We start from the raw sequence: 25,487 nt of genomic DNA, 5'->3' as shown, positions 1-25,487 counted from the left end.
AAAGCATTAAATACAATACCTTACACAAAGAAACCAAGTAAACAGGTGTTCACTCAAAACGAGGGCAATAAACAGCATGAATAACTAGTGCGAAATCGAAATTAAGAGCCTCACTAACAAATGTAAAAAATAACCTTTTAATACAACAAATTAAATCGGTAGCACCTGCAATTAAAACAAAAGCCACCTAGCTTTAACGCTAAGTGGCTTAAATATATCTACAGCATGGTACAAGTGTACGCTTAAATAATGTTACTTAGGATTCGCGCTAAGCTCTCCAAGCAGGAAGGTTTGCCTCATAGAGACTGATTGCATCGGCATGAGCCAACGTTAGCCCAATAGCATCAAGTCCATTAAGTAGGTTATGCCTAGCCGATTCGGCTATCTCAAAGCTAAACACTGCGCCAGATGGTGAAGTTACTGTTAATGCTTGCAGATCGACGGTCACTTCAGCACCTGGTAACGCTTCAACTTCAGCCATAATTTGCTCAACTTCGACATCCGTTAACTTAACCGGCAATAAACCGTTATTAATCGAGTTACCATAGAAAATATCAGCAAAGCTTGGCGCAATAATCGCTTTTAAACCGAAGTCAGCTAAAGCCCATGGCGCATGTTCACGGCTTGAGCCACAACCAAAGTTCTCTTGCGAGATCAAAATGGAAGCGCCTTTATAACGCGGTTTGTTCAAATTAAAATCTGGATTAGGCTGGTCGCCAGCATCATCTAGATAGCGCCAATCATGGAATAGGTGAATACCAAAACCATCACGAGTGACTTTCGATAAAAATTGTTTTGGAATGATCTGGTCAGTATCAACATTTGCGCTATCTATGATAACCGCAAGCCCTGTGTGTGCAATAAATGGTTGCATAACTTAACTCTCTAGTAAGGTTTACGGATATCAACAAAGTGCCCAGCAACAGCTGCTGCTGCGGCCATAGCAGGGCTCACCAAGTGAGTGCGACTGCCACGTCCTTGTCGACCTTCAAAGTTACGGTTACTTGTCGATGCACAGCGATCACCTGCTTCTAACTTATCGTCATTCATCGCCAAGCACATTGAGCAACCCGGTAGACGCCACTCAAAACCGGCATCCAAAAATATTTTATCTAAGCCTTCAGCTTCAGCTTGCTCTTTAACCAATCCAGAACCTGGCACTACTATCGCTTTTACGCCCTCAGCAACCTGACGACCTTTGGCATGCACAGCCGCAGCGCGTAGATCTTCTATACGTGAGTTAGTGCATGAACCAATAAACACCTTATTGATGCCAACGTCAGTCATTAAGGTACCGGCGCTTAAATCAACGTACTCAAGCGCTTTTTCGATGCTTGAGCGAACCGTTGAGTTAGCCTCTTCAGCAGGATTCGGTACCAGTTGATCGATCGCGACCACTTGCCCTGGGTTCGTTCCCCAAGTCAGCTGCGGCGCAATGTCACTCGCATCCAACACCACTGTTGCATCAAATACGGCGTCCGCATCAGATTTCAATTCAGCCCATGCTGCTATCGCTTGTTGCCAGTCATCAGCTTTAGGGGCAAATTCGCGGCCTTTTAAGTAGTCTGCAGTGGTTGCATCAGGGGCGATCATGCCCGCTTTAGCACCCATCTCAATCGCCATGTTACATACCGTCATGCGTCCTTCCATTGTCAGCGCTTCAATCGCTTCACCACAGAATTCAACCACATAACCAGTACCACCATCCATGCCGATTTTACCAATAATCGCCAGTACGATATCTTTGGCGGTAATGCCCTCAGCCACGTGGCCGCGCACTTCGATCTTCATGGTTTTGGCTTTTAACTGACGCAAGGTTTGCGTCGCCATAACATGCTCAACTTCTGAAGTACCAATACCAAAGGCCAGTGCGCCAAAAGCACCATGAGTCGCGGTATGTGAATCACCACATACAATCACAGTTCCAGGCAAGGTAATACCCAGTTCAGGGCCCATGACATGAACAATGCCTTGATTTTTATGATGGATATCATAAAGTCTGACGCCAAACTCTTTACAGTTTCGCTCAAGTGTTTGCACTTGAGTTCGCGCCATAGGGCTAAGTGCATCTAGGCTCGCGCTGGTTGTTGAAGTATTGTGATCCATGGTGGCGAAAGTTTTTTCAGGCGCTCGCATTTTACGCCCTGCCACCTCTAAACCACTAAACGCTTGAGGCGATGTCACCTCATGCACTAAATGTCGATCGACATAGATAATTGGTGCTTCACCTTCGGCGGCAACCACAACATGGGCATCCCATACTTTTTCATATAATGTCTTAGCCATTGTTAAACACCTTCTTTTACAAGCTTGGCAATATAATCGCCCATTTCACTGGTTGATTTTGCATTGTGACGTTCTGCACTCGACAGTAACTCGCCAGTCAAGTAGCCATCACTTAGTGCTTTGCCCACTGCGGTTTCAATCGCAGTCGCGGCCGCTTCTTGCTTTAGGCTATGACGCAGTAGCAGTGCAGCAGATAAAATCTGTGCGACAGGGTTAGCGATACCTTGGCCAGCGATATCTGGCGCACTGCCACCGGCTGGCTCATACAAACCAAAACCAGAGCTATTCATGCTGATAGAAGATAACAGCCCCATGGAGCCTGTTAACATCGCAATTTCGTCTGAAATAATATCGCCAAATAAGTTTGAGCAAAGCATGACGTCAAATTCATCTGGACGACGCAATAGTTGCATGGTCGCGTTGTCGATATAGATATGTTCAAGCTCTACATCTGGGTAGTCTTTAGCAACCGTTTCTACCACTTCACGCCAAAGTACAGAACAGGCTAGCACGTTGGCTTTATCGACAGAGGTCACCTTCTTGCGGCGACCTTGAGCAGTCTCAAAGGCAATTTTGGCAATACGGGTGATCTCTTTGCGACTATAGCGCATGGTATCGAACGCTTCTTCATTCTCGCCTTCGCCTTGTCGCCCTTTTGGTTTACCGAAGTAAATACCACTCGTGAGCTCTCGCACACAAAGCACATCAAAACCGCGTGATGAGATATCACTGCGCAGTGGTGACATATGCTCAAGGCCTGCATGCAGTTTTGCTGGGCGCATATTGCAGAATAACTCAAAGTGCCCACGCAGTGGCAGTAGTGCACCGCGCTCTGGTTGATCGTTTGGTGCTAGATGTTCCCACTTGGGGCCGCCTACGGAGCCAAAAAGAATCGCATCAGCCGCCTCACAGCCTTTTAGTGTCGCCTCTGGTAGTGGACAGCCTTGACTGTCAATTGCTGCGCCACCAACGTCGTAATCAGTATATTCAATAGAAAGAGCAAAACGTTCCTCTACAGCCGTAAGTACTTTACGGGCCTCTGCCATAACTTCAGGACCAATCCCATCTCCAGCTAATACTGCTATTTGATAACTCATACGACAACTAACTCCTTTAATTTTCTTCTATATTCTTTAAATCGGATACATGAAACGCTGGGATGCCTAAAGCCTAAACACCACCTATCACGCGCTTCTCTTGTTGTATCTTTTGTTTGCAATCGGCAACTTTATCCGCGCGCCAAGTTAAGTTCATCACATGGACTAAGGCCTTTACTGATGCTTCAACCACATCAGTTGCAAGCCCAACACCGTGGAAATTTTGATTGCGGTAGCTGGCTGTAATATCGACTTGACCAAGCGCATTCTGCCCTTCGCCTTTCGCGCCAAGTTGGTAACTGGTGATGTCAATTTCACAACCGCTGGCGCGAGCAACCGCCTTGTAAGCCGCGTCGACAGGCCCGTTACCAATGGCAGCTTCGGTAACTGTTTCGCCATTGATTTCAACTTTCACGGTAGCAGTCGCGCTGCCCTCTGTTGAATCTGAATGTACAACTAGTTGCTGCAATTTGAAGTGATCATCATCTTCAGCTTGCGCTTCCATAAAGGCCAATGCTTCAAGATCATAATCAAATACCTGACCTTTCTTGTCTGCAAGTACAAGGAAGTCTTCGTAGAGAACATCCATATCATAATCTTGCTCACCATAACCCAGCTCACTCATGCGATGCTTAATAACATGTCGACCTGAACGCGAGGTCATATTCAAGTTGTTACGGTTAAGACCAATACTTTCAGGCGTCATGATCTCATAGGTATTTTGAGCTTTAAGCATGCCATCTTGATGGATACCTGAAGAGTGAGTAAAAGCATTAGCCCCTACAATCGCCTTATTCGCTTGCACAGGCATATTACATAGCTGACTCACCAAACTAGAGGTACGGTGGATCTCTTTAGCATTAATGCCTGTTTCTAAACCTAACTCCCCTTTACGAGTAGATAGGATCATCGCAATCTCTTCTAAGGAGCAATTGCCAGCACGCTCACCAATACCATTAACTGTACATTCTATTTGACGAGCACCATGCTGCACTGCAGTAATAGAATTAGCTACGGACAACCCCAAATCATCATGACAATGCACTGATATAACTGCCTGATCGATATTCGGAACTCGGTTAAATAAAGTCTGAATAATACCGCCGAATTCGCTAGGTACTGTGTAGCCCACGGTATCTGGAATATTAATCGTACGAGCGCCAGCCTTAATCGCTTCCTCTACCATACGGCATAAGTTATCGATAGGAGTACGACCTGCATCTTCGCAAGAGAACTCAACATCATCGGTAAATCGGCGCGCATATTTAACCGCACCAACTGCCATTTCTAATACCTGATCGAATGAGCGCTTAAGCTTGCTCTCAACGTGAATGGTCGATGTAGAAATGAAAGTATGGATGCGGAACTGATCCGCCACTGATAATGCCTGAGCTGCGGCATCAATGTCTTTTTCAAGCGCTCTTGATAAGGCACAAACTCGGCTGTTCTTTACCGTTCTAGCAATCGTCTGCACCGATTCAAAATCACCAGGAGAAGAAACTGGAAAACCAACTTCCATGACATCAACGCCTAATCGCTCCAAGGCTAGTGCTATTTGAAGTTTTTCCTTAACCGTTAAACTGGCAGCTAGTGCTTGCTCACCATCACGCAGTGTGGTGTCAAATATTATTACGCGGTCAGACATCTAATCTCTCCATTGAACTTCAAACGTTCAGTTATGCTTTCAGGCAATTTAAATACAAAAAACCCCGCGTATTGTTCGCGGGGTTTATAAATGCTGGCTCTCTTAAGCGTGTAGCACTATATCCTCCGCGCAGGGACTGCGAGAATGAGACTGAGGAGTATGAGTAATGTGCTTGCATGCTTCATAAATTGTTATTCAACTTTTTTATATAACTATGTCAGCGTGTTCTGCTGCTTCGGTTAATTTTTAACGCGAGCAGCCATTTATGTCAAGCCTAAATTGCTCAACATACGCATTTCACAAACCTAACATTGCTCACAGAAATCACAATTTTGATGATAAGCGCTACAAAAAAACTTTAATAGAAGATATTATTGCGCAGCACATCTAATAATGATGTTAAGTCGCAATATTCTCAACTGTTTAGCTTTTTTATGCATAATTTTAGATAAAATGGTTATAATAGCCCCACTCTGCTAATGGAAAGCGGATATAGAGTCATCACTGGAGCTAAAAATGGATTTTAGGAGCATCGTACTTTGTCTAGCATTCTGGGTTTCCCCAGTGTTTGGCAGTACGTTGGAACAACTAGACCAATTAAATACACTCGTCTACCAATATCCAAGCAAAGCATTGTCAGAGATCAATGCGCTTGAGCGTCACTATTTGGGTGTATCAAGATCAGACACTATTTTGATGCGCCTAAACGCACTCAAATGTGAGTCCTATATTCAACTGGGTGAAAACGCTGCTGCGATTAATCTGGCTCGCCTAAATGATGCTAAAGCCAAGCAGTTAAAACTTGAGCATGCTAGGCCCTACTTTTTTAATTGCATGGCACAAGCTTATGCAAGCTTTCATGACTACCAACAAGCACTGCCTCTTTTATATTCTTCCATTTCATTGTCGCGCCAGCTAAAACAACCTCAAGCCCTGATCGGGGGCTTATGGCTCAGAAGTAAGCTCAATGCCGACGTAAAACACAACAATGCTGCAATTGAAGATATAAGACTTGCACTTGATATTTATCCCGAGATCACTTTGCAAGATCAACGCTGGACTTGGCCGCCAAAAGGTTACCTCTACAGCTCTATGGCAAAACAGCTCGCCAATATTGGTGAGCTAAAAGAGGCGGAGAACAATCTTAAAAAAGCATTGGATGAACCCACAACGCTAGGTAAAGTTAAGCTTTTTGTCGCACTTGATATGGCTCGATTCGCTCAGCAAAATCAACAGCCGAATCTACGAGATAAATATACTCAAATTGCCAGAGTGACGCTCGCTGAACTCAGTACCCCACTTGAGCTAGCGGTTGCTTACAATGCAATTGCTTTAATTGATTTTGATAGTGGGAAATATAGCAGTGCAGAACAATTAATTAACCTCAGTTTAGCGACTTTTCGCAAAGAAGCTGATTCCATTGGCACCATCAGCGCCTTATCGCTCAATGCTCAAATTAAATTGAAACAGTATCGTGAAGCTGCCGGCCTCACGTTGATGGAGCAGGCGATATCCTTGGCGAAGGAAAAGGCACGCTACTCAGATCTAAAACATAGCTATGCCACCTTGGCAGACTATTTCGCCAAGCAGGGAAAATTCTCACTGGCTTATCAATACCAGCTCAAACAGCTGCAAGCGCTGGAAAATGAAACACTATCGATTAAAAATATTTGGTTATCACAACTCAAGTCTGGTTTAAGCCGTGAGCAGCAGATAGCTACTCCTAATCACTCCCTGATTGCGGCAACAACAGTAAACGGTATTATTCCCAGTTCACTTTTCCCTATTGCACTAATAATAATCAGTCTAATCGTATTCATCACTTGGTATCAAAAGAAAGCGCCGAAAACTACGCAACCAGAGCAAATAGTATTAAATCTTGATACTAAAGCTGATAAAAAGAAGTCACTTGAAGATCTGTTAAATACTAGCAAACAGGCAGGTTACCCATTGTCGCTATTAGTATTCAATCCTAACCACATTTTTAAAGCTGATGTGCCGATAGTTATCGAGCAACTGAAAACTAAGCTAAGGGAGCAAGACGTATTGTTACAGCAATCAGATCAGCAGATTGTGATTATGCTACCGCACACATCAGAGCAAGGCGCAATAAACGTCATAGATCAATTAGCGAGCACCATTGAAGTTTGGCAAGAAGATTCCAAAGTCAACATTGGCCTTGCCTGTATGCAGCAATTTGATAATTTGGAATCGATGATCAAGCGCGCCAATATAAGTGAGCTGAGAAAACTAAAAGTTAACTAATACTAACGGCTAACTTTCTGCTAGGTAGTTTTCAATTTCATCCAAAAACTCACCACCAAAACGCTCCAACTTACGTTCACCAACTCCATTTACAGCCAATAACTCACCAGGGCTCGTTGGCAGTATGGCAGCCATTTCTGCCAGGGTTGCATCGTTAAACACTAAGTATGGTGGTACGTCTAGTTCTTCAGCTAGGGTACGTCTCAGTAACTTCAATCGCGCAAAAAGTTTACGATCATAGTTAAGCGGTGCTTTCGGATTATGACCTCGGCGCTTGGTAGTTTGAATCACTATTCTTGGCTCAGCGAGCAGTAATTCCACCTCACCTTTTAACACAGTGCGCGCTGAAGGATTGAGTGTCACCGATGAACCTCGAGTAATATCTTGATTAGCAAGCCCTAGATGGATTAACTGCCTAATGACACTCAACCAATGCTCATGACTTTTCTCTTTGCCAATGCCCCAAGTTGAAAGTTTATTATGACCTCTATCCATCACATTAGCGGCTTTTGACCCTCGTAGCACCTCGATAAGGTGATTGACACCAAAACGCTGCCCAAGTCTATAGATACACGACAGCACCTTTTGTGCATCCTGAATGCCATTATATTTTTTAGGCGGATCTAAACAGATATCACAGTTGCCACACGGCTCTAACGCACTTTCATCGAAATAGTGCAGCAATACTTGGCGACGACAGGTTTGCGCCTCAGCGAAAGCTGCCATGGTATTCAGCTTATGGAATTCTACCTGCTGCTGTGGCCCGGGCTCAGACTGTTCAATAAGATGCCTAACTCTGCCAATATCTGCAGGGTCAAACAACATCAAAGCTTCAGAGTCCAAACCATCACGGCCTGCTCGGCCGGTTTCTTGGTAGTAGGCTTCGACACTTTTGGGGATATCGTAATGCACCACGTAACGCACATTTGATTTGTTGATCCCCATACCAAAAGCGACCGTTGCCACCACAATATCCAGTTGATCTTTTAGAAATCGGTCTTGAACATCTGCCCGCTCTTCTTGGGTTTTACCAGCATGGTATGCCTCAGCTTGATGCCCCTGCATACGTAGTCGATCAGCCACCTCATCCACTCGACGACGACTACTGCAATAAACAATACCGCTATTACCATTTTGCGCATCAATAAACTGTCGTAGCTGGTTGGCAGCATTAAGCTTTTCGGCAACGGTATAGCGAATATTGGGTCTATCGAAACTGGTTAATAGCGAAAATGGTTTAATGGTTAACCGCTCGCAGATATCAACACGAGTAGCGTTATCTGCCGTTGCGGTCAGTGCCATAATAGGCACTTGCGGAAATTGCTGACGTAAACGACCAAGCGCCGCATATTCAGGTCTAAAATCATGGCCCCACTGCGAAATACAGTGCGCTTCATCAATGGCAAATAGCGAAATATTCAACTCATGCAAACGTTCGATAAAGCTGGCTTGCAACAACCTTTCTGGCGATACGTACAGTAACTTTAGTTCGCCATAGCGCATCTGCTGCAAGATTTTTAGGCTCTCTTCTCTTGGTTGAGAAGAGTTAAGGTAAGCGGCTGGGACACCCGTCTGAATAAGGCTATCAACCTGATCTTTCATTAGCGAGATCAATGGTGAAACCACAACAGTTAAACCAGGTAACTGCAGCGCAGGCAGCTGGTAACACAGGCTTTTACCACCGCCAGTTGGCATGATCACCAAGCAGTCTTGGCCAGCACAGATCTGTTCAATTACTTCACGTTGGCCATCCCTAAATGTACGGTAACCAAATACCGACTGAAGGCTTGCTGATAATTGATCGACCGGATGTTCGAGTGCCGCCTGATCCATAGTGAACCTGTATTAATAATAAGGCCGACCATTCTAATGGAGCAAACCTCTCTTGTCTCTCCTCAAACTGTTTATCGATTAAAATTTAAACTTGCAACATAAGCTCCATTAGCGATAGATTAAATGCTCTAATACTAAGCGATTGATCCTACTAGGAACACACAGGGAGCGTTATGAGTAATATTATTCAGCAGGAAACATTACGTAGGGTTGCAGAGGTTTTTGACAAACATGTGCCTTTTCACAACTTACTTGGAATGGATATCAAGCGTTACGATGTCGATGGCGTTGAAGTTGTCGTGAAAATGAAGTCTGAGTTAATTGGCAACATCCATCAGCAAATACTGCATGGAGGCGTGACAGCGACAGTGCTGGACGTCGTTGGCGGTCTCACCGCTTTTTCAGGCTTAGTCGCTAGTCGTGACGACTGGAGCCTTGAGGAGTTAGAAAAGCGTATCCTAACTTTAGGTACCATAGATCTTCGAGTGGACTATTTGCGCCCAGGCCGCGGCGAAATTTTTACCGGTACAGGTACGGTGATCCGTGCTGGAAACCGAGTCTCAGTATCAAGAATGGAACTGCACAATGAAAAAGGTGACCATATCGCTTTTGGCACAGGCACTTACATGGTTGGTTGATAGCATTGGTTACCATTAAAATGCCGTTATTAGCGGCGTTTTTACCGTGGGTGCTCTATTGTTCCATTGAACTGGCGCGCCCACCAGTGCAGATAAACAGCGCGGTTAGCTTGAGTCTGTGCTTAGGCAGGATTACAATCAGCGCTTATTTTCTCTTCTTAGTCTATTTCAATGCAAGATACTGAACAACGCAAAGGCATAGTATTTGCCATTTGCGCATATACCCTGTGGGGCTTCGCGCCGCTGTACTTTAAATTACTGACAGATGTATCTGCCGCCGAAATTTTACTGCATCGTGTACTTTGGTCGTTCCTTTTTATGGGATTACTAATGAGCTTTTTCGGTGGGTTTGGTCGTGCCAGACAGTTACTTAAAAAGCCTAAACAACTGGCAGTACTTTGCGTCACTTCCTGTTTAATCGCCGCTAACTGGCTGTTATTCATCTGGGCAGTCAATAACGATCATATGTTAGATGCCAGCCTAGGCTATTTCATCAACCCATTGGTTAACGTGTTCTTAGCCATGCTGTTTCTGGGGGAGCGATTACGTAAACTACAGTGGGCAGCAGTATCTTTAGCGGCTATTGGTGTGGCAATACAGCTTATTTCATTCGGCTCAATACCACTGGTATCGCTGGGCTTGGCGGGATCATTTGCCTGTTATGGCTTATTGCGCAAAAAGGTTAACATTGATGCAAAAACCGGCCTATTAGTAGAAACCGCTATCTTAATGCCTGTCGCGTTATTCTACCTGCTTAGCAATATGGGTGACTCACTGACGCACCTTATGAGTAACGATATGCATCTAAACACATTGTTACTCGCAGCAGGCGTCATCACTACAGTACCGTTATTATGTTTTGCCGCTGCAGCAGTACGGATCCCATTTACGATGCTGGGTTTTTTCCAGTATATCGGCCCCAGTATCATGTTCATTCTTGCTATAAGCTTGTTTAATGAGCCATTCGATATTGAAAAAGGCATTACTTTTGGCTTTATTTGGGCTGCATTAGCACTGTTTACCGCCGACATGTTTTATAAGCGTAAACAGAAAAAATAACCTTTTGAAATGCAAAAAAGCGAGCCTAATCGGTTCGCTTTTTATTATCTAGCCTAAATGTCGCTATTGCTTAAAGTGGCTCAACAGTGCCTGTGGTTGCTCTAGGCTTAATAGTAGCGGATAACCCTTGGCCGTTGGAATAAGCACCACATTGTCAACTTCAGTGACCGCAACAAATGCTTTTGACTGACCCACTAAACTGAACCAGCCTAACTGAAATCCAGGCATGCCCACGCCATTAACCCGCAGATCGGGTTTAAATGTCGTATCCGCTCCAACAGACCAGTTTAACTGACGTACTCCAGCGACATCTATCTCTGCTATCGGTAGGCTAAACTGATAAAATGGCACATCGACACTAATCGAATCTTTTGTCACGATCAGTTTGGCATCATTAACTTTATAAAACATCCAGCTGAATGCGACGACCATTGGCAGCAACACTGCCGCAATAACAACCTTACTGGTTTGCGGTAACGCTTTGTAATAAATATAAACACCGACCCCAATTAAGCCAATGAGTAAGGCAATAAAGCTCAACGTCCCCGTTGAGCCTAGCGGAGTAAGCGCAAAAGTTTGAGTCATCATCTAGTCCTGTCAATAAGATAACCTTATCTTTGACCACATGACATATTATGTCAAGCTAGGTTTGTCGGATACAAGTTTACAGATCCAAAGCTAAAATCTTCGACTTACGTTGGTAGTTGTAGAGTTGTTTCTTCTTTCCAGGTAACTCATCAACTTCAACAATATTAAAACCGTGCTCTAAGAACCAGTGAATACTGCGCGTTGTTAGCGCAAATAACCTTGAATAACCTCTCACCCGTGCTTGGCTAATAATATTTTGCAGCAGCAAACTGCCTCTATCCGCATCTCGATACTCAGGATGGACCACCAAGCACGCGAATTCACCTGCATTATCCTCTTCAAACGGATAAAAGGCCGCACAACCAATCACTAAACTGTCACGCTCAATCAGCATAAATTGTTCAATCTCGACCTCGAGTTGCTCTCTTGAGCGCCGAACCAGTATACCTTTCTCCTCTAATGGACGAATGAGATCGAGTATGCCGCCGATATCTCGAATAGATGCACGGCGCAGACGCTCGGCACTTTCGGTCACAATTTGCGTACCAATACCATCACGGGAGAAAAGCTCTTGCAGCAGCGCGCCATCATCTAGATAACTAACAAAGTGACAACGACTGACGCCATTTCTACAAGCATCAATGCTGGCTTGTAAGAATGCCTTGGTGCTTAAACAAAGTGGCGCTTGTTCTGGCAGATTATTGAGGATTGCTTGTGCATCTGTTGGCATCAGCTCGGCAAGGACTTCGCCATCCTCATCCATAATCCCTTTATGGGCACTAAAGCCAATCATCTTATCTGCTTTAAGTTTGACCGCAATTTGAGTGGCGACCTCTTCAGCCGTTAAGTTAAAGCTCTCGCCTGTTACTGACGCAGCAACAGGACCTAACAATACAATGCCGCCATTATCCAGCTGACGCTTTAAGCCTTGAGTGTCTATACGTCTCACTCTGCCACTGAGACTGTAATCAACCCCGTCTTCTACCCCCAACGGCTGTGCAATAACAAAGTTACCGCTAACCACATTGATTTGTGCCCCTTGCATAGGCGTGTTGCTCAAACTCATCGACAACCGAGCGGTAATATCAAGTTGTAATGCACCGACAACCTGCTTAATCACTTTAAAGGTATCCTCTTCAGTGATCCTCACACCATTGTAATATTCAGGAGTTAAGCTCTGCTGTGCCAGTGCTTCATCAATCTGCGGGCGTGCGCCGTGCACTAGGACGATTTTAATCCCTAGGCTATGCAATAACGCGATATCGTTAATAATGGCCTTAAACTGCGGCTGAGCAAGCGCCTCACCACCAAGCATTACCACAAAGGTTTTGCCTCTATGGGCGTTAACATAGGAAGCTGAATGACGAAAACCATCGACGAGTTCTGTAGTACGCACGCTAAATTCACCTTTAAGTCTAAATAGACAGTCGCAACAATCTGATTAATTAATAACGCCACCATGATATTGCATTTTAATTCATTTAAAAAGCATTTATTCTCATTGTTATGTAACAGTGATATCAAGTAAAAGCGAGATAATCAAATAGAATTAGCTTATATTAACAAAAACACAAAAGTGCATAGTGTTGCAAAATACACCCTACTGGTGGTGGCATTGATTAATGTCATCAATTCAGAAATGACTAAGACCTTTAATTCAAAGTGCGGAGGTGAAGACTAGGGTGATAAATGGCTATCAGTCAAACTGCAGAAACTAGATGGTTATCAGATTGCTCGCCTCAGCGAGAGTTTATACCAATGGTATTATACCAATCAGTATAAGAAGTTGATCTACTCAGAGGGTTTTAGCGGCTCTAATGCAGCGTTAATGAACTTGAACCTAGTTTAACTATGCTCTTCATTCATTGCGAACCACATGGCCTAGCATGTTCCTGACATGCTTAAGGCATTCCCTCCCTCCTTGGAGGTCCGATATAGGAGGTACGAGACCAAGGATGGTCGAAGGTAGAATAATGCAGGAGCAATTATCGAGAGTAACGCAGGAGCAGTTACCGAGGAGCATTTAATGACCTTACCTCAAAGCCGCTAAACTCTCGCTGAGCGATCAAATCTTTATACTAATTGGTATTAGTGGTGCGGCAATTTTAAGGCAAAAAAAAAGCCTCTAAAAATAGAGGCTTTTGAAGATGCTTTAAACAAGTTATTACTTGATTTTAGCTTCTTTGTACATAACGTGCTGACGGATAACAGGATCAAATTTCTTGATTTCCATCTTTTCAGGCATGTTACGCTTGTTCTTTTCAGTCGTGTAGAAGTGACCAGTTTTAGCGCTAGATACTAGCTTGATCTTCTCACGATTACCTTTAGATTTAGCCATGGTTTATTATACCTTCTCGCCGCGGGCACGAAGTTCAGCAACAACAACTTCAATACCTTTCTTATCGATGATACGCATACCTTTAGTAGAGATACGTAGCTTAACGAAACGCTTTTCAGTTTCTAACCAGAATCTGTGATTCTGTAGGTTAGGTAAAAAACGACGACGCGTAGCATTCTTCGCGTGCGAACGGTTGTTACCAACCATTGGTTTCTTGCCAGTTACTTGGCATACTCTTGACATGTCAAACTTCTCCAAAACAATATATATAACGCTCGAGCATTAATGTACCTCGAACACGGCCGTCGCCTGAGGCACACAACAGAGGGCGCATTTTATACAGGATCTAAAATCAAAGATCAAGGGTTAGATTAATCTATCCACCCTCGTTCAGCGAAAGAAACTATCTCTCGATCGCCTACAACCATATGGTCCAGCAAGGAAACATCGATGGTTTGTAGTGCTTGTTTCAATCGCTCAGTAATTCGTCTATCGGCTGTACTTGGCTCTGCAATTCCAGAGGGATGATTGTGACACACGATCACAGCCGCAGCCTTTTTCTCAAGCACCAAGCTCACCACATCTCGTGGATAAACCGACGCTGAGTTAATGGTACCTCTGAATAATTCAACGAATTGAATCACCCGATGTTGGCTATCAAGTAGTAAAATAGCAAACACTTCGTAGGCACGATCTCCCAATTGTCTCATTAAATAGTCTCGAGTTAAATCAGGATCCGATAAAATTTTACCTCTTTTTAGGTTTTCCTGCGAAATTCGCTTGCCAATCTCTACCGCAGCTTGCAATTGAGCAAACTTAACAGGGCCGATCCCGTCTAAGCGACACACTTGCGTTTGAGAGGCTGTCAGCAAGCTTCTAAGCCCGCCAAACTCTGTAATCATCATACGAGCAAGCTCAACAGCACTTAACCCTTTTAATCCAACTCTGAGCAGTACAGCAAGTAACTCTGCATCCGACAGCTGCGCTGCGCCATTAAGCAATAGCTTTTCTCTTGGTCCTTCACCCTGCGGCCAATCTTTAATTCCCACAACAACCTCCTTGTCATTATTTCTAGTTGAGTATGGTCGACAATTTAATAACTTGTTCATCAACTGCGGAGTGAGTGTGATATCTTACGGCTGCGCGGATAATATTTTGATCTGTAAAAATGATAATGGAAAGAGTTGCTATGGGTTTGAAAAACAAGAAAGTACTTTTAGGAATTGGCGGCGGTATTGCAGCCTATAAATCAGCAGACTTAGTCCGCAAACTAAAAGATCGCGGCGCCGATGTTAGAGTCGTTATGAGCCAAAGCGCACAAGAATTTATTACCCCACTCACTCTGCAAGCATTATCAGGCTATCCAGTCTCGACCGATCTTCTTGACCCAAGCGCTGAAGCATCCATGGGCCATATTGAATTAGCTCGTTGGGCAGACTTAGTGATTGTGGCACCAGCTACCGCAAATCTGATTGCACGTATCAGTAACGGCATGGCTGATGAACTCATCACCACCACTTGCCTAGCCACCGAAGCGCCTATCGTACTTTGTCCTGCAATGAACCAGCAGATGTACCGCAATGCCGCGACTCAAGCCAACTTAGTCACTGTCGCTCAGCGAGGCATGACAATTTGGGGGCCCGATTCAGGCTCACAAGCCTGTGGAGAAGTCGGTCCCGGTAGAATGTTAGAGCCGGTGGATATCGCTGAAAAAGCCGTGCAGTTCTTTGGCCCAAAATTATTAGCAGGTATCTCTTTACTGTTAACTGCAGGGCCAACACGCGAAGCCATCGACCCTGTTAGATATATTTCTAACCATAGCTCAGGAAAAATGGGCTTTTCTCTAGCAAGTGCCGCAGCAACAATGGGCGCTAAAGTTACGCTGGTTACCGGCCCAGTAAATCTAGCAACACCAGCTAACGTCAACCGCATCGATGTGGAGTCTGCACAACAGATGCTTGATGCTGTGCTGCCAGAAGTCGAAAAAAACCAAATTTTTATCGGTTGCGCTGCGGTAGCTGATTATCGAATTGCTGATGTGGCAGAAAGTAAGATCAAAAAATCAGCCGAGCAGATGCAACTTGCGCTAGTGCGAAATCCTGATATCTTAGCCAGCGTTGCCAGTCATCCAAAACGTCCATTTACGGTTGGTTTTGCAGCAGAAACCAATAATGTTGAGCAATACGCAAAAGGTAAACTTGAGCGCAAAAAACTTGATATGATTGCCGCCAATGATGTGTCGAATAGCAGCATTGGTTTTAATAGCGACGATAACGCACTTAGCGTCTTTTGGCACGATGGTGTAACTCACCTCCCCGCTGTCGACAAGCTAACTCTAGCCAAGCAATTACTGAGCCTAATCGCGGAAAAAGTAAAAACGAAATGAAAACACCGATCGAACTGAAAATTCTCGACTCACGCATTGGCACACAGTTTCCGTTACCTGCCTACGCGACTCCAGGCAGCGCAGGAATGGATCTACGTGCAATTACTGATACCGCACTCACCATACAGCCAGGTGAAACCGTACTCATTCCAACAGGTATTGCTGTACACGTAGCAGATCCGAGCTTGGCGGCAATTATTCTGCCTCGTTCGGGCTTGGGCCATAAGCACGGCATCGTACTCGGTAACTTAGTCGGATTGATTGATTCAGATTACCAAGGTCCGTTAATGGTCTCTTGCTGGAATCGCGGCAGTGAGCCATTCACGATTGAAATCGGTGACCGCCTCGCACAATTAGTATTTGTTCCCGTTGTGCAGGCAGAGTTTAAGCTTGTTGATGAGTTTGATAGCTCAGATCGCGGTGCTGGCGGCTTTGGCCATTCAGGCACAAAATAATAACCACATTTAAGCACACCACTACATTTTATAGACAGCACGGAGCCTTGTTTCCTTGCCGTCTCGCTCAGTAGTAATCGAGTGAAGGACTGATAAATGGCTGCAAGCCCAAAGATTAATCGCCGCGAACACATCCTACAATGTTTAGCGACCATGTTAGAGACAAGCCCAGGACAACGTATCACTACCGCCAAATTAGCAGCGGAAGTCGGTGTGTCAGAAGCGGCGCTTTATCGCCACTTTCCGAGCAAAGCAAGGATGTTTGAAGGCCTTATTGAGTTTATCGAAGAGTCATTACTGTCTCGTATCAATCTCATCATGGATGAAGAGAAAGACACCATGAAACGCTGCCAGCAGTTACTGCAACTACTGTTGGTTTTTGCCGAACGTAATCCAGGGATTTCACGGGTACTCAATGGTGATGCATTATTGGGTGAGAATGAGCGTTTGCGCAGTAGAATTAGTCAGCTATTCTCGAAAATCGAAACCCACTTAAAGCAAATTTTACGCGAGAAAAGCTTGCGCGAAGGGCAAGCATTTAGCATCGATGAAGCGGTGTTAGCCAACCTATTAATGGCGATTGCCGAAGGTCGGATTGCCCAGTTTGTGCGCAGTGAATTTAAGCTAAAACCCACCAAGCACTTTAACGAACAGTGGACATTCGTGCAGCAGCAGTTGTTACAAAGCTAACCATCCCCCCAAAAAAGGCAGCGGCATCATGCTGCCTAATGATACAAAATCATTGCCTCTCTACTACTTTTGGTTTACTTTCCTCGTGTCTAATTATTGCAAATACCTATAAAAGCTAACATTTGTTTTCACAAGGAAGTTGTATGAAACTCATTAAAACCATTGGCCTAGTATGCCTAGCTTGGCTAAGTTGCTACGCATCAGCAAAAACCAATGATGCAGCCAATTTATTCAGCCGTTCGGCTGAATTCTCGCAAGTCAAAATATCTCCAGCAGGAGATTATCTAAGTGTGATTACCAAGAAAGATGGTAAAGACATGCTACTTATCCTAAAAGCTGCAGATAGATCTTATGTACATGCCATTTTCTTTGGAAGTAATGCACAGGTAGGCCATTACGAGTGGGTCAATGATGAACGACTAGTGATGCAAAAAGAGTATTTAAAAGGCTGGAGCGACCACCCGCTCTATTATGGCGAATTAATGGCCGTAAATGCTGACGGCTCTAAAGCAACTTACCTGTTTGGTTATCAAGGAGGTGAACAACAAACAGGCTCAAACCTGAAGAAAAACACCCCGATTCGCGCAACAGCTTATATTTTAGATCCACTGCCAGAAGATGATCGTTATATGCTCGTTCAAGCCCTTCCTTGGGGGAGTGGCGGTAGCAACATGGCAGAAAACACTCAAAAAGTGTATCGCGTTGATGTTTACAAAGGCCGACGCAAAAAGGTAGCAACAGCGCCAATCACCTACCCAAATTTTTTAACCGATCATGATGGCAACGTGCGCTTTGTCAGTGGCACCCGAGATTACGTCAACTCTAAGTTATACTACCGAAATGACGGAAACTGGACAGATACCGATAAGCTAAATCTTGGCTTAGACGCAATAAAGCCAATTGCATTTAGCGATGACAAAGACAGCTTATATGTCACCGCAAGCGAAGCAGGTAAACCAGCTGGCGTATACTTAGTGAACATCAAAACTGGCGATAAAAAGCTCGTCAGCCAAGATAAAGTGGTAGACCCAAGTAATGTATGGATTAACGCTGTCACCAAAAAACTCTACGCTATCGAGTATGAAAACGGCTACCCAACTTACGAGTTTGTCGATTCAAAAGATCCCTCGGCTAAGCTCATCAAGCAACTTTTAGCGGCTCTACCTGGGCATCAGATCCACTTAGTTAGCCAAACAACCGATGCCGACAAAATCATTATCAAAGCCTTCAACGACCGTAATCCAGGCGACTACTATCTATTTAATACGAAGACTAAAAAACTAGAGTATCTGGTATCAAAGAAGAAATGGCTAGACCCTGACAAAATGGCCGAAATTAAACCGGTTAAGTTTACCAGCAGAGATGGCGTAACAATACATGGCTACATAACCTTACCCCATGGTGTTGAAGCTAAAAACTTACCATTAGTCGTCAACCCTCATGGTGGACCTCACGGCCCAAGAGACCGATGGGGCTTTGACCCACAAAACCAAATGATCGCCAGCCAAGGAGCTGCAGTACTGCAAGTCAACTTCCGCGGTTCTGGCGGCTACGGGAATGAGTTTGAAAATGCAGGCCATCAAAAATGGGGCACCAACATTCAGTACGACATTATTGATGCTACTAAGTATGTTATCGAACAGGGCATGGTAGATAAGGACCGCATCTGTATTGTGGGTGGCAGCTTCGGTGGCTACTCAGCAATTCAAAGCTCAGCGATAGAACCAGATCTGTTTAAATGTGCTATTGGTTTCGCCGGAGTTTACGATTTACAGCTGATGTTCGATGAAGGTGATGTGCAAGGACGCCGTGCAGGAAAGCGCTACTTAAAAGAGGTACTCGGCGAAAATGAAAGCTTACTAAAGTCAATGTCACCAACCCACAATGTCGATAAGCTTAAGGCTAACATTATGCTAGTCCATGGCGGCGAAGATGAAAGAGCACCTATCGAGCAGTTTGAAGCGCTCGAAGATGCCTTAGAAGAGCATAATTATCCGTTTAAGAAACTGGTTATGGATGATGAAGGTCATGGCTTTTATGACGATGCGCATAAGGCTAAATACTACAGCGAAATGCTGAGCTTCTTAAAAACCAATCTTAAGCTGTAATGCTACAAATAGAAAAACCGACTAATTTAGTCGGTTTTTCTTATCCCCAATACGTTTTTCGGTGTATATTTACAGCAAATCGCTGTATCCTCCGTGCTTCTTAGAGCCAAGGCAACGCGTTAATGCTCTATTATTTCTGTTCAGCGATACCAGTAAAAATGCGTGTCGCCACTTAAGAACACTGAGACAGTACCACTACCCATTACAGTGGAGGACCTTATGACATCAAAAGAAGCTATCCTCAGTGAATCAGCACAACTGGTTCAAACAGCTCTGCTTGAGCGTGGGCTTGAAACTCCGATGCTACCCAGTGAGTTCACTCGCGAAGAGCGTAAAGACAAAATAGAACATCATATGCGCGAGATCTTGACATTAATGTCACTCGACCTACGTGATGACAGTTTAGAAGAAACCCCACGACGCATTGCCAAAATGTACGTTGATGAAATTTTTTCAGGTCTCGATTACGCCAACTTCCCCAAGATCACCGTCATTGAAAACAAGATGGGTTTCGATGAGATGGTTAAGGTGAATGACATCAGTCTAACCAGTACTTGTGAGCACCACTTGGTGACTATCGATGGCTTAGCTCGCGTTGCATACTTGCCACGTAAGAACATTATTGGTTTATCCAAGATTAACCGTATTGTGCGCTTCTTTGCTCAGCGTCCACAGGTGCAAGAGCGTCTGACTCAACAAGTACTGGTTGCATTGCAAACCCTGCTTGAGACTAAAGATGTAGCGGTGAAAATGGATGCGGTACATTACTGCGTTAAGTCTCGCGGCGTGATGGATTCTACCAGTTCAACCACGACCACCGCATTAGGCGGGATTTTCAAATCTAACCCTGCGACACGGGCAGAGTTCCTTAGTAACTAAAGGTTCTAGGTTCTAGGTTCTAGGTTCTAAAGTATTAAAGCAGATTCGAAGAACTTAAAACAAAAAAGCAAAAGCCAATCTAATAGCTTTTGCTTTTTCTAGAAGTGAACTTGTGAGCCTGCGAACGCTCTAGTCATCTAAACTTATCTTTTAAATGCCGTATTGATCGCGATAAGCACTCACCGATGCCAGCTGTGCTTCCATACCTGGCTTTTCAGACAAGTAGTTAATCAAGTCTTCTAGCTTAATGATTGAAACGATATCACAACCAAAATCACGCTCAACCTCCTGAATAGCCGACAATTCACCTTTGCCTTTCTCTTGGCGATCCAGTGCAATCAACACACCAGCAAGCTTAGCATTATGAGCCGCGATAATTTCCATTGATTCACGGATTGCAGTACCAGCAGTGATCACATCATCAACTAGCATTACTCGGCCTTGTAATTCGCTGCCCACTAGGCTGCCGCCCTCACCATGATCTTTCTTCTCTTTGCGGTTGAAGCAATAAGGCATGTCTATATCATGGTGATCACATAAAGCTATTGCGGTAGTGGTTGCAATTGGAATGCCTTTATAAGCTGGGCCAAACAACAAGTCATATTCTATTTTAGAATCAACCAAGGCAGCGGCATAAAAACGTCCAAGGCGCGCTAAGTCACGACCAGTATTGAACAGGCCAGCATTAAAGAAATAAGGGCTAGTACGGCCTGATTTTAACGTAAATTCGCCAAATCTTAGTACCTGACGCTCAAGGGCAAACTCAATAAACTCACGTTGATAGGCTTTCACAATATCTCCTTAAATATGTAGGGGTGACTCAATTATTTTTATAACTCTATTCATTGTAAGTGCAAGCAAAAAACACTTACAAAAAGGACCCCGCAGGGCCCTTGATAACGTCTTAGCTCAATGCCGCTTTCTGTACATCGACAATTTCGCGAATACCATGCTTGGCGAGATCAAGCAGGCTTAACAACTCTTCATGGCTAAATGGGTCACCTTCGGCAGTGCCTTGGATCTCAATCATCTTACCGGTTTCTGTCATCACAACGTTCATGTCAGTTTCAGCAGCACTGTCTTCGATATACTCTAAATCGCAGATTGGCTCACCTTTGTAGATGCCAACGCTCACAGCAGCAATCATGAACTTAAGCGGATTCGTTTTCAAAATGCCTTTACCACGAGCCCAATTCAACGCATCAACTAGTGCAACACATGCCCCAGTAATAGCAGCGGTACGCGTGCCACCATCAGCTTGAATCACATCACAATCGATAACAATTGTGTTTTCGCCCAACAGCTTCATATCAACAGCAGCACGTAATGAACGGCCGATTAAACGTTGGATCTCTTGAGTACGACCTGACTGCTTACCACGAGCCGCTTCACGGTTCATACGGCTATGAGTCGAACGCGGCAACATGCCATATTCAGCGGTTACCCAACCTTGGCCTTGGCCTTTAAGAAAACGCGGTACACCCTCTTCAAAACTGGCAGTACAAAGTACTTTAGTGTCACCAAATTCAACCAATACCGAACCTTCGGCATGGGCAGTAAATTGGCGGGTAATCGTCACTGGACGAGATTGTGCTGGAGTTCTGTTGCTTGGGCGCATGGTGAATTCCTGTAGTTAACAGCTAAGGGGTAATTTGGCTGCATATTATAGGGACATGTGAGCCACTATGCCATCTCAATCCACTCTCTAACAATGAAAAACCTTGAAACAGCTAAAGCTCAAATAAGAGTGAACTGTCACCAGCGTTTAATAGCCGTCGCCCATGGCCGCTCAATCAACTGCGGTAGCAGCTCCACTTATTGCGTTAATTTCATTCAAGGCATCATCCATATAAGCGATGCCTATGGCTGCTATTTTCGTTATTTAAACGTTTATCGCTCAGCGGCTCTAGAGCTCATTAATTTACCTCTGTTTCCTGCATTTTCAAGCCGTTTGGGTATATAATCACAGCTCACTTAGACGAACTACACTGGAAACCATCCATGATCCAAAGCATGACAGCCTATGCTCGCATTGAGCACAAAGCAGATTGGGGCACCGCCTCTTGGGAAATCCGTTCAGTTAATCAGCGCTATCTTGAAACATACCTGCGCCTTCCGGAACATTTCCGCAGCTTAGAGCCCGTGCTTAGAGATCGTCTACGTAAACGCTTAAACCGCGGTAAAGTTGAAGTTAATCTGCGTTATGACCTTAATGAAGGTGATAGCAGCGAGCTGCAATTAAACCAAGAACTGGCTAAGCAGATCATCAATGCGGCTAACTGGGTAAAAGATGAAGCCAAACAGGGTGAACTCAACGTCGTTGACGTACTGCGCTGGCCTGGCGTGATGTCTAGCTCAGAGCAGGATATGGATGCCTTAGGCAAAGACCTACTGAACGCTTTCAACTTAGCCATCGATCAATTTATCGAAGCCCGTGGCCGTGAAGGCGAAGCAATCAATACCATGCTACAAACACGCCTTGACCAAATTGTGGATCAAGTAGCAGTTGTTCGTGAACACATGCCAGCGGTGATGCAGTGGCAACGCGATAAGCTAACTAACCGCCTAGCTGAAATCACCGGCGAACTTGATCCTGCACGCATGGAACAAGAGATGGTCTTAATGGCGCAAAAAATGGATGTTGCCGAAGAGATGGATAGGCTTGATGCACACGTTGCCGAGACGCGTCTAATCTTGAAAAAAGGCGGTGCCCAAGGTCGTCGTTTGGACTTTATGATGCAAGAGTTTAACCGTGAATCAAACACCTTAGCCTCTAAATCTATCAGCGCAGAAGTGACTGCTGCTGCAGTAGAACTCAAAGTACTTATTGAGCAGATGCGCGAGCAGATCCAGAACGTAGAGTAGTGTAAACCCTAGTTAAATAACGTTAGATAAATATGACGAAGCCCCTAATTAGGGGCTTTTTTGTTGCCTACAGTAAATTAATGTATCACACTGTCACCTACCAACTGGTACCAAGAGTGGTACCATTTTGAATGAGAATTCTAAAGCACTTGTTATTCTTCATTCTTGGTACCACTAGAAGGTGCAGCTATGAACAACAAGCAATTAAACAAAATAATCAAAGATGGTGTCCCAGGTCGAACAGCTATTGGCGGGGGATTATACTTTCGGTTATCGACAAGTGGCACTTGTAGCTGGCAAGTCCGTTACACGATTAATAACAAACGTAAATGGTTTACCTTACTCGATAGCTATCCTCACTTATCCATCGCTGACGCGAAGCATGATGCAGTATTACTACTTAGAGATGTCAAACATGGAAAAGATCCAGCACTAGAAAAAAAGAATGCGCTACAGGAAGAGATAGTAACCGTCCACCAGCTATTTGATGATTGGTTTAAGACTGATATCAACAAGAGACTTAAACACCCTGAGATCCCGCACCGCATTTATACCAAAGAAATCGCGCCATTTATCGGTGAACTAAGACTTAAAGATGTAACAGCTCTTCAGGTTAGATCGATCATCCACAAAGTGATTGAAAGCAACCGACCAGCAACAGCTAATGATACGCTGATGTATACAAAGCAACTCTTCCGGCATGCTGCAAAATTGGGGTTAGTTGAAAACAATCCAGCCTTAGCTTTTACCATGTCCGATGCTGGTGGCGCAGAAAAAAGTAGAGACAGGGCCTTAGATCTAGATGAAATCAGCCGTATGTTCTCTGTACTGCGTTCTCAAGCACATACGTTCACCAGAGATAACTATTTAGCTTGTGCACTCTTGATAACTCTTGGCGTACGAAAGGGTGAATTAATCGCTGCACAGTGGCAAGAAATCGATTTTGATAATGAGGTTTGGCACTTACCCTCAGAGCGCAGTAAAACAGGCATCGCAATATCAATCCCTTTACCTGCAGATGTCATAGAGTGGCTAAACGAACTTAAAGTTAGATCTGCAGGATCAATCTACGTCTTCCCTTCACGTCGCGCGAGCGTCAGGCGTGGCTACATTTCTGACGATACGTTAAATCATGCTTTAGCTAAACTATTCGGCAAAAAAGTAGATAGCAACAAGCAGCCAACCAACAATCACTTTGAAGAGCAGGATGTCAATCACTTCGTTGTGCATGATTTACGACGTACCTGCCGAAGTTTATTAGCCTACCTTGGTGTCTCAAGCCATATTGCAGAGCGATGCCTCAACCATAAACTCAAGGGCGTAGAAGGTATATATAACCGACATGATTATATGGATGAGCGTAGAGAAGCTTTAGATAAATTAGCGGCCCTTATATCTCCTCTTATTAACCACACTGAAGACTAGTGCATCAAATTTAAGGCCTATAAAATGACTAAAAGAAAGGATCGTATTCACAGTTTAAGAGATCTTGACCCTAATGAGATACTACTGCATCAGACCTTAGATCTGATGGAAGCTGTTGGTATGCAAGTTCAAGTCGACTTTCTATGGGAATATATATATTCGCTAAAAGATAAATCCATAGAACGCTTCAGTGCCAACAATCGGACCCAGGATGAGCTTACAACAAAAAATCAAACCATAATTAAGCAAGAAGATGAAATTAAATCTCTTGGTACAAAAGCTAGGATTACATTAGCAATTGCAAATGAAGTAACAAAACGTAGGAAAGTTGAAAGTAACAAGAAATCGGAATCAGGCAAGTTAAGCGCCAATAGACACCGAAGTTTAGTGCAAGAAGTAGCCTCGGCAACTTTAGCCAAATATCCTTTTGTATCGAAGAGTGCCTTGGCTAAGGAGATTTATTTATACCTTGCTGATGAGTTTGAAAAGGAAATCCCATCAGAAGAAACCATACGCACTCATTGGCTTAAAGATGTATATAAAAGCTCAGATGTTAAACCAAAGGCAAAAAGTTACTTCAGGCTTGTTTTTAAATAGAATCTGCTACATACACTGAGCACATCAAGCGCTGCACATAAACGACTCCTCTTCTCAGCAATAATCCCTCCGTAAGTTAAATATAACAACCGGAGGACATATGTCACCCCAGCAAACTACGCAAGAAACAAAAATCGAAACCGATAGATTAATCCGCGAAAAAGAATGCGCTCACCGTACAACTTTATCTCGCCAACGCCGCTGGCAACTTGAGCACCTAGGTCAGTTTCCTAAACGAATACACTTAGGTGAAAGAACAGTTGCATGGCGACTCTCTGAAGTCATGGCCTGGATTGATGAAGTATCTGCTGACAGAAATAGCGAGGTTTGATC

The 25,487-nt window shown here is 44.3% G+C and carries 24 protein-coding genes; 12 read left to right on the top strand and 12 right to left on the bottom strand.

Annotated features, from left to right (window positions below; genetic code table 11):
• Positions 1-268 precede the first annotated feature (268 nt).
• From leuD to leuA, 4 genes are all read right to left on the bottom strand, one after another.
• Positions 269-874 (bottom strand): 3-isopropylmalate dehydratase small subunit, encoded by a 606-nt coding sequence (gene leuD / locus AB4135_RS13030; protein ID WP_371993467.1) that lies wholly within the window; start codon positions 872-874, stop codon positions 269-271.
• Between the two features lie 11 nt (positions 875-885).
• Positions 886-2,286, bottom strand: coding sequence for a 3-isopropylmalate dehydratase large subunit (gene leuC / locus AB4135_RS13025; RefSeq protein WP_371993465.1), 1,401 nt, complete (start codon positions 2,284-2,286; stop codon positions 886-888).
• Positions 2,287-2,288: 2 nt separating this feature from the next.
• Positions 2,289-3,383: a 3-isopropylmalate dehydrogenase gene (gene leuB, locus AB4135_RS13020; RefSeq protein ID WP_371993463.1), complete on the bottom strand. Its 1,095-nt coding sequence runs from the start codon at positions 3,381-3,383 to the stop codon at positions 2,289-2,291.
• A gap of 73 nt (positions 3,384-3,456) precedes the next feature.
• A complete protein-coding gene (gene leuA / locus AB4135_RS13015; protein ID WP_371993461.1) occupies positions 3,457-5,028 on the bottom strand; it encodes a 2-isopropylmalate synthase in 1,572 nt (523 codons plus the stop codon).
• Between the two features lie 516 nt (positions 5,029-5,544).
• On the opposite strand from leuA, the gene AB4135_RS13010 reads away from it, so the two are divergent.
• On the top strand, positions 5,545-7,293 hold the full coding sequence (locus AB4135_RS13010) for a histidine kinase (RefSeq protein ID WP_371993459.1): 1,749 nt from the start codon (positions 5,545-5,547) through the stop codon (positions 7,291-7,293).
• Between the two features lie 9 nt (positions 7,294-7,302).
• Here the strand turns inward: AB4135_RS13010 and recQ are convergent, their stop codons facing one another.
• Positions 7,303-9,126, bottom strand: coding sequence for a DNA helicase RecQ (recQ, locus tag AB4135_RS13005; protein ID WP_371993457.1), 1,824 nt, complete (start codon positions 9,124-9,126; stop codon positions 7,303-7,305).
• Between the two features lie 173 nt (positions 9,127-9,299).
• Here recQ and AB4135_RS13000 point away from each other — a divergent pair, with 173 nt between their 5' ends.
• The gene (locus AB4135_RS13000; protein ID WP_371993455.1) at positions 9,300-9,764 is read left to right on the top strand and encodes a thioesterase family protein; all 465 of its coding nucleotides are present in this window, start codon (positions 9,300-9,302) and stop codon (positions 9,762-9,764) included.
• Positions 9,765-9,935: 171 nt separating this feature from the next.
• Positions 9,936-10,823: an EamA family transporter RarD gene (rarD, locus tag AB4135_RS12995; protein WP_371993453.1), complete on the top strand. Its 888-nt coding sequence runs from the start codon at positions 9,936-9,938 to the stop codon at positions 10,821-10,823.
• A 63-nt stretch (positions 10,824-10,886) separates the two neighbouring features.
• Here the strand turns inward: rarD and AB4135_RS12990 are convergent, their stop codons facing one another.
• The 5 genes from AB4135_RS12990 to radC all read right to left on the bottom strand — a co-directional run bounded on the left by AB4135_RS12990 (position 10,887) and on the right by radC (position 14,798).
• Complete coding sequence (locus AB4135_RS12990; protein WP_371993451.1) at positions 10,887-11,408, bottom strand: PH domain-containing protein; 522 nt, start codon at positions 11,406-11,408, stop codon at positions 10,887-10,889.
• 79 nt (positions 11,409-11,487) lie between these two features.
• A complete protein-coding gene (gene argA, locus AB4135_RS12985; RefSeq protein ID WP_371993449.1) occupies positions 11,488-12,807 on the bottom strand; it encodes an amino-acid N-acetyltransferase in 1,320 nt (439 codons plus the stop codon).
• A 768-nt stretch (positions 12,808-13,575) separates the two neighbouring features.
• Positions 13,576-13,749 (bottom strand): 50S ribosomal protein L33, encoded by a 174-nt coding sequence (rpmG, locus tag AB4135_RS12980; RefSeq protein ID WP_011494790.1) that lies wholly within the window; start codon positions 13,747-13,749, stop codon positions 13,576-13,578.
• Positions 13,750-13,755: 6 nt separating this feature from the next.
• Positions 13,756-13,992, bottom strand: a complete 237-nt coding sequence (gene rpmB, locus AB4135_RS12975; protein WP_020912316.1) for a 50S ribosomal protein L28 — start codon at positions 13,990-13,992, stop codon at positions 13,756-13,758.
• A gap of 128 nt (positions 13,993-14,120) precedes the next feature.
• On the bottom strand, positions 14,121-14,798 hold the full coding sequence (radC, locus tag AB4135_RS12970) for a DNA repair protein RadC (RefSeq protein ID WP_371993446.1): 678 nt from the start codon (positions 14,796-14,798) through the stop codon (positions 14,121-14,123).
• Positions 14,799-14,938: 140 nt separating this feature from the next.
• Between radC and coaBC the strand changes: the two genes are divergently transcribed.
• The 5 genes from coaBC (at position 14,939) to folE (ending at position 20,267) form a co-directional block, all read left to right on the top strand.
• Positions 14,939-16,135, top strand: coding sequence for a bifunctional phosphopantothenoylcysteine decarboxylase/phosphopantothenate--cysteine ligase CoaBC (gene coaBC / locus AB4135_RS12965; protein WP_371993445.1), 1,197 nt, complete (start codon positions 14,939-14,941; stop codon positions 16,133-16,135).
• Positions 16,132-16,590: a dUTP diphosphatase gene (gene dut / locus AB4135_RS12960; RefSeq protein ID WP_371993443.1), complete on the top strand. Its 459-nt coding sequence runs from the start codon at positions 16,132-16,134 to the stop codon at positions 16,588-16,590. Before coaBC ends, dut begins: the two co-directional genes overlap by 4 nt.
• A 96-nt stretch (positions 16,591-16,686) precedes the next feature.
• Complete coding sequence (gene slmA, locus AB4135_RS12955) at positions 16,687-17,280, top strand: nucleoid occlusion factor SlmA (protein WP_020912312.1); 594 nt, start codon at positions 16,687-16,689, stop codon at positions 17,278-17,280.
• Between the two features lie 143 nt (positions 17,281-17,423).
• Entirely contained in the window at positions 17,424-19,388 is a 1,965-nt protein-coding gene (locus AB4135_RS12950) for an alpha/beta hydrolase family protein (protein WP_371993441.1), read from the top strand.
• Positions 19,389-19,607: 219 nt separating this feature from the next.
• Entirely contained in the window at positions 19,608-20,267 is a 660-nt protein-coding gene (folE, locus tag AB4135_RS12945; protein ID WP_020912310.1) for a GTP cyclohydrolase I FolE, read from the top strand.
• Positions 20,268-20,417: 150 nt separating this feature from the next.
• Here the strand turns inward: folE and pyrE are convergent, their stop codons facing one another.
• Positions 20,418-21,059 (bottom strand): orotate phosphoribosyltransferase, encoded by a 642-nt coding sequence (gene pyrE / locus AB4135_RS12940; RefSeq protein WP_371993440.1) that lies wholly within the window; start codon positions 21,057-21,059, stop codon positions 20,418-20,420.
• Between the two features lie 112 nt (positions 21,060-21,171).
• Positions 21,172-21,885 (bottom strand): ribonuclease PH, encoded by a 714-nt coding sequence (gene rph / locus AB4135_RS12935; RefSeq protein WP_371993438.1) that lies wholly within the window; start codon positions 21,883-21,885, stop codon positions 21,172-21,174.
• 383 nt (positions 21,886-22,268) lie between these two features.
• Between rph and AB4135_RS12930 the strand changes: the two genes are divergently transcribed.
• From AB4135_RS12930 to AB4135_RS12915, 4 genes are all read left to right on the top strand, one after another.
• Positions 22,269-23,132 (top strand): YicC/YloC family endoribonuclease, encoded by an 864-nt coding sequence (locus AB4135_RS12930; RefSeq protein WP_044555825.1) that lies wholly within the window; start codon positions 22,269-22,271, stop codon positions 23,130-23,132.
• 189 nt (positions 23,133-23,321) lie between these two features.
• A complete protein-coding gene (locus tag AB4135_RS12925) occupies positions 23,322-24,557 on the top strand; it encodes a tyrosine-type recombinase/integrase (RefSeq protein WP_371993436.1) in 1,236 nt (411 codons plus the stop codon).
• Positions 24,558-24,581: 24 nt separating this feature from the next.
• Complete coding sequence (locus AB4135_RS12920) at positions 24,582-25,154, top strand: hypothetical protein (protein WP_371993434.1); 573 nt, start codon at positions 24,582-24,584, stop codon at positions 25,152-25,154.
• 100 nt (positions 25,155-25,254) lie between these two features.
• Positions 25,255-25,485, top strand: coding sequence for a helix-turn-helix transcriptional regulator (locus tag AB4135_RS12915; RefSeq protein WP_371993432.1), 231 nt, complete (start codon positions 25,255-25,257; stop codon positions 25,483-25,485).
• Positions 25,486-25,487: the final 2 nt, after the last annotated feature.

The sequence above is a fragment of the Shewanella sp. 10N.286.54.B9 genome (assembly GCF_041468565.1).
Classification (GTDB): domain Bacteria; phylum Pseudomonadota; class Gammaproteobacteria; order Enterobacterales; family Shewanellaceae; genus Shewanella.
Note: the sequence above shows the minus strand (reverse complement) of the source record. Positions and strands in the feature narration are given on the sequence as shown.